This is a genomic window from Trinickia mobilis (assembly GCF_017315705.1).
Classification (GTDB): Bacteria; Pseudomonadota; Gammaproteobacteria; order Burkholderiales; family Burkholderiaceae; genus Trinickia_A; species Trinickia_A mobilis.
The window spans coordinates 1-12,275 of record NZ_JAFLRF010000056.1 but is presented as its reverse complement, the minus strand read 5'-3'; the positions used below and the strand labels follow the sequence as shown (position 1 = coordinate 12,275).

General features: G+C 64.7%; 11 protein-coding genes. 9 read left to right on the top strand and 2 right to left on the bottom strand.

What is annotated here, in order from left to right:
• A partial coding sequence (locus J3489_RS33940) for a hypothetical protein (protein WP_207005191.1) occupies positions 1-334 on the top strand: 334 nt, incomplete at its 5' end.
• A gap of 1,113 nt (positions 335-1,447) precedes the next feature.
• On the opposite strand, the gene J3489_RS33935 is transcribed toward J3489_RS33940, so the two are convergent.
• Positions 1,448-2,371, bottom strand: coding sequence for a glutaminase (locus J3489_RS33935; RefSeq protein ID WP_207005190.1), 924 nt, complete (start codon positions 2,369-2,371; stop codon positions 1,448-1,450).
• Between the two features lie 67 nt (positions 2,372-2,438).
• Entirely contained in the window at positions 2,439-3,551 is a 1,113-nt protein-coding gene (locus J3489_RS33930; protein WP_374193515.1) for a 2-aminoethylphosphonate--pyruvate transaminase, read from the bottom strand.
• A 358-nt stretch (positions 3,552-3,909) separates the two neighbouring features.
• Here J3489_RS33930 and phnS point away from each other — a divergent pair, with 358 nt between their 5' ends.
• From phnS to J3489_RS33890, 8 genes are all read left to right on the top strand, one after another.
• A complete protein-coding gene (gene phnS, locus J3489_RS33925) occupies positions 3,910-5,001 on the top strand; it encodes a 2-aminoethylphosphonate ABC transporter substrate-binding protein (RefSeq protein ID WP_207005189.1) in 1,092 nt (363 codons plus the stop codon).
• Positions 5,002-5,081: 80 nt separating this feature from the next.
• Complete coding sequence (phnT, locus tag J3489_RS33920; protein WP_207005188.1) at positions 5,082-6,182, top strand: 2-aminoethylphosphonate ABC transport system ATP-binding subunit PhnT; 1,101 nt, start codon at positions 5,082-5,084, stop codon at positions 6,180-6,182.
• A complete protein-coding gene (phnU, locus tag J3489_RS33915; RefSeq protein WP_207005213.1) occupies positions 6,160-7,092 on the top strand; it encodes a 2-aminoethylphosphonate ABC transporter permease subunit in 933 nt (310 codons plus the stop codon). The genes phnT and phnU overlap by 23 nt, the downstream gene beginning before the upstream one ends.
• Complete coding sequence (phnV, locus tag J3489_RS33910) at positions 7,082-7,954, top strand: 2-aminoethylphosphonate ABC transport system, membrane component PhnV (RefSeq protein WP_207005187.1); 873 nt, start codon at positions 7,082-7,084, stop codon at positions 7,952-7,954. The genes phnU and phnV overlap by 11 nt, the downstream gene beginning before the upstream one ends.
• Positions 7,955-8,041: 87 nt before the next feature.
• A complete protein-coding gene (locus J3489_RS33905; protein ID WP_207005212.1) occupies positions 8,042-8,740 on the top strand; it encodes a phosphonate utilization associated transcriptional regulator in 699 nt (232 codons plus the stop codon).
• A 78-nt stretch (positions 8,741-8,818) separates the two neighbouring features.
• On the top strand, positions 8,819-10,078 hold the full coding sequence (gene phnA, locus J3489_RS33900; protein ID WP_207005186.1) for a phosphonoacetate hydrolase: 1,260 nt from the start codon (positions 8,819-8,821) through the stop codon (positions 10,076-10,078).
• Complete coding sequence (phnY, locus tag J3489_RS33895; RefSeq protein WP_207005185.1) at positions 10,075-11,538, top strand: phosphonoacetaldehyde dehydrogenase; 1,464 nt, start codon at positions 10,075-10,077, stop codon at positions 11,536-11,538. The genes phnA and phnY overlap by 4 nt, the downstream gene beginning before the upstream one ends.
• Positions 11,539-11,542: 4 nt before the next feature.
• Positions 11,543-12,088 carry a phosphonate degradation HD-domain oxygenase gene (locus J3489_RS33890; protein WP_207005184.1) on the top strand — a complete coding sequence of 182 codons (546 nt, stop codon included), beginning with the start codon at positions 11,543-11,545 and terminating at the stop codon, positions 12,086-12,088.
• Positions 12,089-12,275 lie beyond the last annotated feature (187 nt).

Below are 12,275 nucleotides of genomic sequence, written 5' to 3'. Positions count from 1 at the left end.
CCGCCTGCACCCGAACCGCCTGCACCCGAACCGCCTGCACCCGAACCGCCTGCACCCGAACCGCCTGCGCCCGAACTGCCTGCGCCCGAACCGCCTGCGCCCGAACCGCCTACGCCCGAACCACCTCCGCCGTGACCGCCTGCGGGCTGTCCTTCAACCAACTGCAGTGAAGCAGAATTCGGAGAAGGTTCATCGCGGTGATCGAACGAAGCGGAAGACGCGGGCGGGGCGAGCTCAGCACTGTCAATTGCAGTTCCCCGGGCAGGAGGTGACGATGAACTCGCGGCATCACCGGACGAAGACGCTTGTTGCGTTGGCGATGTGGGTCGGGTGATCCCGGGCGCATGCCGCGCGATTGCTCTCACGTGCGGCGCCGAATGGCGGCGAATCTGTGTGGCGGCATAGCTTGCTTGACCAGGCCCTCGCGTAACCGACTGCGGCGCAGCAGAATCCGGAGTAGGTCCAGCGCGATGATCGGACGGAGCGGAAGACACAGGCGGGGCGAGCTCGGCACTGGCAACCGCGGTTTCGCGAGCGGGAGGCGATGAAGATAGCGCGACATGACCGGACCAAGACGTGTGTTGCGCTGGCGACGTGGTTCCGAGGATCCCAAGCGCCTGATCAGAGTCGAACCGATCGCCATACGCGACGATACCCATGACCCCGACAGCCAATGCGCTTGCCGACGCAACCCAAAGCGCAAGGCGTCTGCGCCGCGCAGGCGGTGCGGCCTTGATGTCTGCATCCGGGCTACCTGCACCCGAATGCGCAAGCTCGGCCTGCCTGAACATTACAACACGCTTCGGAGCGTTTCGTCTGATCCTTCCATTCACTACGTTCATGTGCCCTCCCCTTGCGGAGTGCCCATTGAAATGAGCCGCGGGACCGTTCTGCGTGTTCGACCCCCTGGTTTCGCCAAGACAACTGGAGCGGTGTACCGGGTTTTCTATCGTAGGCCTTTGAGCTATGAAAACGCTCGCCATCTTCGTGGCCGATCCCGACGGAGTCGCCGTCCGGCGTTTTCCGCGATGACTCCACAGCGACGACACGATTCGACAGCGTCCAGCAGCATGGCCGGTCGGCCAAGATAATTGGCGCCGCCCACAATGCAGGTGGAGCATTCGCTGTGCCTGTTCGGCCGAACCCCAATTGAATTGTGAGATCGTGGACATAGCATGGGCATACCCGATCCAACAGGATCCTCGCCAAGCGAGGCGCGGTTCGAACTGGGAAAAGATGGAAGTGAATGATCTATTTGTGAACCTGCTCAACCTTGACGGGAAGCGCCGCCGCTGCATGGTTATCCCAGAAGTCCGCTTCGGGTCGAAATGCGTCCGCCAAGCGGCGCACATTCGTGTGCCCAATTTTTGCGACGCGCCGGAGAACCCCGGCATCAACCACAAATACGGACACCCCAAACTTTTTGGGGGTGTCTGCGCGAGTGCTATCAAAAAATCGACTGCCCGGTAAGCGTGGTCAACCACTCCAATGATTTCACGCCCGCAAGCGAATTGCCGTTCGCGTCGAGCCCGGGCGACCAGACGCACACGGCCATCTCCCCCGGCAGCACGGCGACGATGCCGCCGCCGACGCCGCTTTTCGCCGGCAGCCCGACGCGATACACGAAGTCGCCCGCCGCGTCGTAGGTGCCGCAGGTCAGCATCAGCGCCGAAAGGCGCTTGGTCGAACTCGCGTCGAGGACGCGCTCGCCCGACGCCGGCGCGACGCCGCCGTTGGCGAGAAAGAGGGCGGCGGTCGCGAGTTCGACACAGTTCATTTCGATCGCACACTGGCGGCAATAGGCGTCGATCACGATTTCGGGCGGCATCTGCAGGTTGCCGAAGCTCGCCATGAAGTGCGCCATCGCGCGGTTGCGTTCGGCGTGCTTAAGCTCGGAGTTGGCGACGCGGAGGTCGTAGTCGAGGTCTGTCACGCCGGTCAGGCGCCGCATGAACTCGACGAGCGCAGTGTCGGCGCGCACGAAGCGGCGGCACAGCACGTCGGTGACGACGAGTGCGCCCGCATTGATGAACGGATTGCGCGGCACGCCGTGCTCGCTTTCGAGCTGGACGAGCGAATTGAACGCGTTGCCCGACGGCTCGCGGCCGACGCGCTCCCAGAGCGCGTCGCCGAGCAACTGGAATGCGAGCGTGCAGGCAAAGAGCTTCGAAATGCTCTGCATGGAAAAGCGCTCTTGCGCGTCGCCGACCGAGAACACTTGGCCGTCGAGCGTGACGACCGCCATGCCGAAGCGCTCGGCGGGCACCTTGGCGAGTTCGGGGATGTAATCGGCGACGCGCCCCGAGGTGCGCCAAGGCGCGATGTCGCGATGAATCTTTTCGAGGATCGCGGAATAGTTCTGATCGGTCATTGACGGGGGTGTCCGAAAGCCCATGAGCGCGGGCCGCGATGATACCGCAGCCCGCTTTCGCCGTCCTTCAGCGCACCCGCACGCCCAGAGCCGTCAGCGTCCGCTCGATCGCCGCGACCACGTTGCGCATCTCGTTCGCATCGATCGCGCCGATGCAGCCGACGCGAAACGTCTCCATCTTCGTCAGCTTGCCCGGATAGAGCACGTAGCCGGCTTCCCGCACCGCCGCATAGAACGTCTTGAAGTCGTAAGCGGGGTCGCGCGGCGCATGGAACGTGACGATCACCGGAGCCTGCACCTCAGGTTTCAGAAACGGCTCGAAGCCGAGCGCGCGCATGCCTTCGACGAGCACCGCGCAGTTCTTCGCATAGCGCGCGCCGCGTGCCGGCCTGCCGCCTTCGGCCAGGAACTGGTCGAGCGCGGCGCGCAGCGCAGCGACGACGTGCGTCGGCGGCGTGAAGCGCCATTGCGTCGTCTTGCGCATATAGACGTACTGATCGTGCAAATCGAGCGCGAGCGACGGCGAGCGGCCCTCGCTCGCTTCGAGCACGTCGCGCCGCACGATCACGAAGCCCATGCCCGGCACGCCTTCGAGGCACTTGCCGGAAGCCGAAATCAGCGCATCGATGCCGCCGCGCGAGAGGTCGATCGGCAGCGCCCCGAACGAGCTCATGGCGTCGACGATCAGGCTCTTGCCATGGCGCTTGCAGAGCGCAGCGATGTCGTCGAGCGGATTCAAAAGGCCCGCGCTCGTCTCCAGATGCACCTGCGCGATGTGCGTGATGCGCGACTCCTGGTTGAACGCGTCTTCGATGGCCGCCACGCTGACGGGCTCGTCGTCGTCGAGCGAAAGCTCGATGTAATCGATCCCGAGCCGCTGGAGGATGCAGATGATGCGCGCGCAATACGCGCCGTTGTTCGGCACCAGCACGCAGCCTTGGCGCGGCACGAGCGTGCCGAGCGCCGCTTCCACCGAGAACGTGCCGCTGCCTTGGAGCGGCACGCACACGTATTCATGGCCGCCGTTCGCGATGGCGACCAGATCGGCGCAAACGCTTTGCGTCAGCTGGTTGAAGGCGGCGTCCCACGAGCCCCAGTCGCGCAGCATCGCTTGCCGGGTCGCAGGCGAAGTCGTCAGTGGTCCTGGCGTGAGCAGGACCGGTTCGTTACCTAGAATCACAATGGCTCCTTGTCGAATGAGGGGCAAGAAAGGGGTGAAGGCGCCGATTCGGCATATCGATCACCATGTAGTTTATTGGCGAATTGTGTCATTTTTTGGTTTTTGTGAGAATCGTCATGCCGCTGTCACGGAAACCTGTGATTCTTGCCGTGCCCGCACAGGCCTAGGTGAGAGCGCCGGACGTAGCCTTTGGCTCGAAAACGGGCTGTGCAAGCAGCTCTCGGGTTGTCGACAATCTGCAAAATACGGCGCCCGACTGTGGCAATGTGTGCAGCGCAGCCGCGCTGCCGTTCACTCACAACAGGAATCGGGGTTTTCCCGATCATTAGTTTTTTTTCCGCCCTTCGGAGAAAACGAGATGAAGACGATGAATCACCACGCGACTGCCCGTATCGTTCGCAAGCTGCTGCCGGCCCTCGCGGCGGCGGCCTTGTTCGAGGGCATGGCGATGCCTGCGCACGCCGCCGATGCGGTGGTGCTGTACACGGCCGACGGCCTCGAAAACCTCTATAAGGACGTGCTGCCGGCGTTCGAAAAACAGGAAGGCGTCAAGGTCAACATCGTGACGGCCGGAAGTGGCGAAGTTGTGAACCGCGCGACGGTCGAGAAGGATTCGCCGAAGGCCGACGTGATCGTCACGCTGCCGCCGTTCATTCAGCAGGCGGGGCAAACCGGCCTCCTGCAGCCGTACCAGAGCGTGAACTACAAGAACGTGCCGGCGATCGCGAAGGCGCCGGACGGCGCGTGGGCGACGTTCGTCAACAACTACTTCTCGTTCGCGATCAATCCGGATGTCGTGAAGACGCAGCCCAAGACGTTCGCGGACCTGCTGCAGCCCGACTACAGCGGCAAGGTCGCCTACTCGAACCCGGCCACGGCCGGCGACGGCATGGCGGTCATCATCCTGACGACGTCGCTGATGGGTGAAGACAAGGCGTTCGAGTACCTGAAGAAGCTCGAGCAGAGCGCCAAGTTTCACACGAAGGGCACGGGCTACCTCGACGTGCTGCTGTCGCGCAACGAAATCGCGGTCGCGAACGGCGACCTGCAGATGGACCTCGACGACTCGGCCAACGGCGGCCTGTCGCTCAAGCCGATCTTCCTCGCCGCGAAGCCGGGCGGCCAGCCGACCACGTTCCAGCTGCCGTACGCGATCGGCCTGATCAAGAACGGCCCGAACCAGGCTGAAGGCAAGAAGCTGATCGACTACTTGATGTCGACGGACGTGCAGTCGAAGGTGCCGGACATCTTCGGCATCCCGGGCCGCACCGACGTGCCGCTCACGGGCAAGAACGGCGAAGCGGTCAAGCAGGCGATCGCGGGCGTGAAGCTGGTGCCGGTGGACTGGAACCACGTGATGGCGAAGAAGGCCGACTGGACAGCCCGCTGGAAGAACGAAGTGATCGGCAATTCGGGCAAGCAGATCGAAGTCGTGAAGCCGGCGCAGTAAGCCGCGCAATCAAGCTGTAGTGGTCAGGGCCTGTCCTCGACGCGGACGGGCCCTAGCAATCAAGCAGGAGGATGAAGCCGGTGACAACTGCCAGTCTTGCTCACCCCGGCGCGCTGGGCGCCGCACGTGACGCGCGGGAAGACGCGCTGACGGGCACGCCGGACGGCGTGCACATCGAACACCTGACCGTGCGCTTCGGCGCGCGCACGGTGCTCGACGATTTATCGCTGACGATCGAGCGCGGCGAGCTCTTGACGGTGCTCGGCAAGAGCGGCTGCGGCAAGACCACGTTGTTGCGGTTCATCGCCGGCTTCGTCGAAACCGAAGGTCTGGCGGGTACGCTGACGGTCGCGGGCCGCGATCTCACGCAGGTCCCGCCGCACAAGCGCAATCTTGGCCTGCTGTTCCAGAGCTATGCGCTGTTTCCGCATCTGTCGGTGTTCGAGAACGTCGCGTTCGGGCTGCGTGCGCGGCGCGTGTCGTCGGGCGAGGTGTCGCGGCGCGTCGCCGATGCGTTGAAGCTCGTGCAGCTCGGCGACGCCGGCCACACCATGCCGGCCCAGTTGTCGGGCGGCATGCAGCAGCGCGTGGCGCTCGCGCGCGCGCTCGTGATCGAGCCCGATGTGCTGCTGCTCGACGAGCCGCTTTCCGCACTCGACGCCAATTTGCGCGCATCGGTGCGTTCCGAATTGAAATCGCTGCATGAGCGCCTGCCGAACCTGACGATCGTTTGCGTCACGCACGATCAGGACGACGCGCTCGTGCTGTCCGACCGCACGCTTTTGATGCGCGAAGGCCGCGTCGCTCAGCTCGGCACGCCGCAGCAGTTGTACGACGCGCCGAACGACGGCTTCGTCGCGCGCTATCTCGGCGCGGCCAACCTGCTGCCGCCGCAGGTCGCGTTTCCGATCGGCGATGCGCGGTACCTGGAGCGCGACCGCGTCGCGTGCATCCGCCCGGAGCGCCTGCGCATCGTGCCGCTCGGCGAGGGCGCGCTGCATGGCGCGATTACGTCCGTCGAATGGTACGGCTCGGCGCTGTCGGTGCAGGTAGTGCTCGATGCGATGCCGAACGAGCCCGTGCTGGTCGCCACGCAGCGCGGCCTCGGCATGACGCCCGAAAAGGGCGCGCGTATTTCCTTGCGCTACGAGGCGGATGATGTCGTCCTTATCCACCCCTGAAGCGTTGGCCGCACTCGATGCGCGCCGCGCGGCGACCGCCGCCGCGCATGCCGCCGCAGCCCGCCGCCGCGAGCGTGCCGCGCAATGGCATCTCGTGTTCCTGACGGTGGTCGTGCTCGGGCCGCTCGTCATCTATCCGCTGATTCGCCTCGTCCTGTTGAGTCTCACCGGCGCACACGGAGGTTTGAGCCTGCAGGCGTATGCGGCGTTCTTTCAGAACCCCGAGACGCGCGGCGTCGTCGGCACCACGCTGTGGGTGCTGTTCGCGAGCGCCGGGCTCGCTTCGGTGCTCGGCGTCGCGCTCGCGTCGATGCTGTTCTTCAAGCCGTTTCCGGGAGCGAAGCTCGTTACGCGCTTTCTCGAACTGTTCGTGGCGTTTCCGTCGTTTCTCGTCGCGTTCACGCTGATCTTCCTGTACGGCTCGCAGGGCTCCGTCAGCATCGGCTTGCAGCGCCTCTTCCACCTCGATCAGCCGCCGCTCGATTTCCTGTTCGGGATCGGCGGCGTGATTCTCGCGGAGGTCGTGTTCTACGCGCCGTTCGTCGTGCGGCCGACGCTCGCCTCGTTCGCGACGCTCGACATGCGGCTCGTCGAAGCTGCGAAAAGCCTCGGCGCGAACGGCTGGATGGTCGCGTGGCGCGTGATTCTGCCGATCGCGTGGCCCGGTATCGCGGCGGGCACGATCCTGTGCTTCCTCCTCACGTTGAACGAGTTCGGCATTCTGCTCGTGCTCGGCAGTGCGCATCTGATCACGCTGCCGGTGGCGATCTATAGTTCGGCGACCGTCGATCTCGACTTGCCGACCGCCGCCGCGGGCGCGGTCGTGATGCTCGCGATGTCGTTGTCTTTGTATGCGTTGTATCGCCGGGTCAACCGGCGCAAAGCGGGGAGCGCTGGAAATGGCCGCTGATCTGAATCCGGGCGCCGTGCCGCGCCTGCCCAGGGTGAAACCTGCGCCGCACCCGGCGCGCCGCACGCTCATTGCCCGTATCGGCAGCGGGGCATTCCTTCTGTTCGCCGGTCTGCTGTGCTTTTGGCTCTTTGTGCTGCCGGTGCTGGTCGTCGCGCTCTCCAGCGTCGCCGCTCACTGGTCCGGCACGATCCTGCCCGACGGCTTGAGCATGCGCTGGTTCGAGCGCCTCGGCTCGAGCGACTTCGACGCGCTGACGACGAGCCTCGAAATCGGCTTCGGCGTATCCGTGCTCGGCACGGCGCTCGGCCTGTGGCTCGCGCTTGCGCTCGAAGGCCGCGACCGGCGCGGCCTCGGCTCGTTCGTCGACATGCTCGCGATGATGCCCAACGGCGTGCCGAGCGTCGTGCTGGGGCTTGCCGTGCTGATCGCCTATCACAAGCGTCCGCTCGATCTGTCGAGTTCCGCGGCGATCGTCGTGCTCGTGCAACTGGCGCTCGTGATGCCGTTCTGCTACCGGTGCGCGGCCGCCGCGCTGCGCCCCGAGTTGACGGTTCTGCGTGAAGCGGCGGCCAGTCTCGGGGCGCCGCCTTCGACGGTCCTGCGCCGCGTCGTGCTGCCGCAATTGGTGCCCTCGATACGCGCGAGTCTCGCGCTCGGGTTCGCGCTGTCGCTCGGCGAGCTGGGCGCGACGCTGACGGTGTATCCGCCGGGCTTCGCGACCGTGCCGATCGTCGTCGTCGGGCAGGTCGAGCGCGGCTACTACTTGCCGGCGTCGGCGCTGTCGCTGGTCCTGCTGCTCGCGTCGCTCGCCGCGTTGCTGCTGATTGCCGCGCGCGTGCCGCGCAAACGCATCGATTGACGGGATAGAACGAACGCGCCGGCGCGCATGCGGATGCGGGTCGGCCATTAGCGATTCCTATGCGGCGATGTGGCAAAAAATGTGAATATGACTGAAAATATGGAAATGCGAACGCTCGATCCGATCGAGGTCCTGCGCAGCCATTCGCTGCCCGCGCTGGTGCGCGACGAGATCGAGCGCAACATCATCGGCGGCGCGCTGGAGCCGGGCGACAAACTCAACGAGGCCGATTGGGCGGCGCGCATGAAAGTGTCCCGTGGGCCGGTGCGCGAGGCCTTTCGCGCGCTCGAACAAGCGGGGCTGCTGCGCACCGAGAAGCACCGCGGCGTGTTCGTGCGAAGCGTGACGCTCGCCGAGGCCGACGAGATCTACGCCGTGCGCGCGGCGCTCGAAGAGGCCGCGTGCCGGATGCTCGCCGCGCGCATCGACGCAAGGCAGGTCGCGTTGCTGCGCGAGCACCTCGACACGATGAGCGAAGCGCTTGCCGCGCACGACCCCGACGCCTACGCGCGCATCAACGTCGCATTTCATGACGCGATCGTCGCGGCGTCGGGCAACGGCAAGCTGCACGAAACGTATCGGCGGCTCATCGGCGAATTGAGTCTGTTCCGGCGTGCCGCGCTGAGCGTGCACGCCGACGCGATGCAAAAGTCGCTCGCCGAGCACCGCGCGATCGTGACGGCGCTGGCGTCGCGTGATCCCGCGCGCGCTCAGGCGCTGATGCGCGCGCACGTGGAGGGCGGCAGGCGGCGCGCGCATGCCGCTTATGAAGAGTCTTCTGCGTAATCGCCGGCGTGAGACGCGTCGACGGACCCGATGAATCCGATGAACGAACGCGCGTGACCGGCGCGCATGGAACCAAAGATGTCAGCGAATCTTGAACGCACAATCGAAGTAAACGGCCGCGCCTACCGGATGCCGGCCGTGCCGACCGTGGTCGTCTGCGTCGACGGCTGCGAATACGACTATCTGAAAGCGGCCGTCGCCGCGGGCGTCGCGCCGTTCGTCGGCAAGATGCTGCGCGACGGCGCGGCGTTCAAGGGCGATTGTGTGATCCCGTCGTTCACGAACCCGAACAACCTGTCGATCGTGTGCGGCGTGCCGCCTTCGGTGCACGGCATTTGCGGCAACTACTTCTGGGACCCGGACGCGGACGGCGGCAAAGGCGCGGAAGTCATGATGAACGACCCCGCTTATCTGCGCGCCGGGACGATTCTCGCCGCGGCGGCGAAGGCGGGCGCGACGGTGGCCGTCGTCACCGCGAAAGACAAGCTGCGCCGGCTCCTCGGCTGGCAGTTGAACGGCATGTGCTTCTCGGCCGAAAAGGCGGATCAAGCGACGCGCGAAGAAAACGGCATCGACAACGTGCTCGAGCTCGTGGGACTGCCGCTGCCTGACGTGTACAGCGCGGGCTTGTCGGAATTCGTGTTTGCGGCGGGCGTGCGCTTGGCGCAAACGCGCAAGATCGACCTCATGTATCTGTCGACGACCGACTACGTCCAGCACAAGGCCGCACCGGGCAGCGCCGACGCCAACGCGTTCTACGCCATGATGGACCGCTATCTCGCGCGTCTCGACGAGCTGGGCTGGGCGATCGGACTCACCGCCGACCACGGCATGAACGCGAAGCACGATCCGCAAACCGGCGAGCCGAACGTCATCTATTTGCAGGACGTGATGGACGAATGGCTCGGCGCGCGGGCCGCCCGAGTGATCCTGCCGATCACCGATCCGTACGTCGTGCACCACGGCGCGCTTGGGTCGTTTGCAACGATCTACCTGCCGCGCGATTCCGACGCCTCGCAAATCATCGAGCGCATCGCCGCGATGGACGGCATCGACATCGCGCTCGATAACCGGACCGCGTGCGAGCGATTCGAGCTGCCCGGCGATCGCGTCGGCGATGTCGTCGTCGTGAGCCGGCGCAACGTCGTGCTCGGCACGCGCCGCGACGAGCACGACCTCTCGGGGTTGACCGTGCCGCTGCGTTCGCACGGCGGGTTGTCGGAGCAGACCGTGCCGCTTGTCTTCAACCGCAAGACCGACGGCGTGCCGGGCCGCGCGCGCATGCGCAATTTCGACATCTTCGATGTCGCGCTGAATCACTTGTCGCCGCAATCATGAATACGCTCAGCCATCACCAACGGGTCGATCACCCCGCGTTTCGTGCGGAAGCGCTGCGAATCAAGGGCGAACGTGCTGCGCGCGAGCGTACGCTCGACGTCCTCGATCCTCATACCGGGCAGCGTGCCGGCACTGTGCCGCTCGCAAGCGTCGAGGACGTGCGCGACGCGCTGGCGTTTGCGGCGAACTATCGAGCGAAGCTGTCGCGCTATGAGCGCTCGCAGATTTTGGAGTGCGCCGGCGCGCTGTTGCGAGAACGTACGGAGGCTGCCTCCGATTTGATCTCGCTCGAATCGGGCTTGTCGAAACAGGATTCGCGCTACGAGATCGGCCGCGTCGCCGACGTGTTCAAGTTTGCCGCGCTCGAAGCGCTGCGCGACGACGGACAAAGCTTCTCGTGCGACCTGACGCCGCACGGCAAGTCGCGGCGCGTGTTTACGCAGCGCGAGCCGCTTGCGGGCGTGATCGTCGCGATTACGCCGTTCAACCACCCGATGAACCAAGTTGCGCACAAGATCGCGCCGGCGATCGCGACCAACAACCGCGTGGTGTTGAAGCCATCGGAGAAGGTGCCGCTGTCGGCGTATTTTCTGGCGGACATCCTGTATGAGGCCGGGTTGCCCGCGCCGATGCTGCAGGTCGTGACCGGCGACCCGCGCGAGATCGCCGACGAACTCATCACGAACCCTGCGGTGGAACTGGTGACGTTTACCGGTGGCGTGGCGATCGGCAAATACATCGCCTCTAAAGCGGGCTACCGGCGCGTCGTGCTGGAGCTAGGCGGCAACGATCCGCTGATCGTGCTCGACGATGCCGACGTCGAACGCGCCGCATCGCTCGCGGTGCAAGGCTCCTATAAAAACTCGGGCCAGCGGTGCACGGCAGTCAAGCGGATGCTGGTGCAAAAGAGCATTGCCGCACGATTCACCGAGCTGGTCGTCGAAAAGACGCTGGCCTGGTCCTATGGCGACCCGTTCGACGAATCCAATCAGATGGGCACCGTCATCGACGAACCTGCCGCCCAGCTATTCGAGGCGCGCGTGAACGAAGCGGTCGCTCAAGGCGCGCGGCTGCTCACCGGCAACCAGCGCGCCGGCGCGCTGTATTCGCCGACGGTCGTCGACCGCGTCGATCCCTCGATGACGCTCGTGCGCGAGGAAACGTTCGGCCCGGTTTCGCCGATCATCACGTTCGACACGATCGACGACGCCATCCGCATCAGCAACGGCACGGCGTTTGGATTGTCGTCGGGCTTGTGCACGTATCGCAGCGACTTGATCGCGCGCTTCGTCAATGAATTGCGCGTGGGGACGGTCAATGTCTGGGAGGTGCCGGGATACCGGATCGAGCTGACGCCGTTCGGCGGCATCAAGGATTCGGGGCTTGGCTATAAGGAAGGGGTTCAAGAAGCGATGAAGAGCTTTACGAACCTCAAGACGTTTTCATTGCCGTGGGAGTGAGTGAATGGCACTGAGTCTCGACGATATCCGCGCGTTGTTTGCCGAGCATGGCGGCATCGCATACAGCGGCGAGCCTGTCAGCCAACTGGAGCACGCGTTGCAGAGCGGCAAGCTCGCAGAAGACGAAGGCGCAAGCGACGAGCTGGTCGCGGCGGCATTCCTGCACGACCTGGGGCATTTGTTGAACCTGCACGGCGAGACACCGACGGCGCGCGGCATCGACGATCTCCATCAGTATTTCGCGTTGCCGTTCTTGCGGCCGATCTTGCCGCCCGCGGTGCTCGAGCCGATTCGATTGCACGTGGATGCGAAGCGCTGCTTGTGCGCAATCGACAAGACTTATTTTGGCAAGCTCTCCGAGGATTCGGTGCGCAGCCTCAAATTGCAAGGCGGCGTGTTTAGCGACGAAGAGGCGCAGGCATTCCTGCAGATGCCTTATGCGCAGGATGCACTGTGTTTGCGGCAATGGGACGACCGCGCTAAGACGGCAGGAAAAGAGACGCCGGATATCGAGCACTTCTTGCGCGTAGTTGAGCGAGTGATGTGCTAGCGGTTTAGTTGCGTTCTTAACCACGACCACACATAGGCAGCGTGTTCGCAAAGGCGCTATCAACTTCCTCTTCATGTTGAGCGACACGTGCGTCTTCGCGTCGCTCAACTCTCTTCAAAATACCGCTTGCCAGGACGCGAGGGGGTGGCTAGAATTTCGGTCTTTCGCGCTTCGGAGTGGGGCGCGA

Excerpts from the sequence above, each read along its gene's own strand:
- J3489_RS33905 (WP_207005212.1), top strand. The coding sequence starts at position 8,042 with ATGACTGAAAATATGGAAATGCGAACGCTCGATCCGATCGAGGTCCTG.
- J3489_RS33935 (WP_207005190.1), bottom strand. The coding sequence starts at position 2,371 with ATGACCGATCAGAACTATTCCGCGATCCTCGAAAAGATTCATCGCGAC.
- phnV (WP_207005187.1), top strand. The coding sequence starts at position 7,082 with ATGGCCGCTGATCTGAATCCGGGCGCCGTGCCGCGCCTGCCCAGGGTG.
- phnY (WP_207005185.1), top strand. The coding sequence starts at position 10,075 with ATGAATACGCTCAGCCATCACCAACGGGTCGATCACCCCGCGTTTCGT.
- J3489_RS33890 (WP_207005184.1), top strand. The coding sequence starts at position 11,543 with ATGGCACTGAGTCTCGACGATATCCGCGCGTTGTTTGCCGAGCATGGC.
- phnS (WP_207005189.1), top strand. The coding sequence starts at position 3,910 with ATGAAGACGATGAATCACCACGCGACTGCCCGTATCGTTCGCAAGCTG.
- phnU (WP_207005213.1), top strand. The coding sequence starts at position 6,160 with ATGTCGTCCTTATCCACCCCTGAAGCGTTGGCCGCACTCGATGCGCGC.
- phnA (WP_207005186.1), top strand. The coding sequence starts at position 8,819 with ATGTCAGCGAATCTTGAACGCACAATCGAAGTAAACGGCCGCGCCTAC.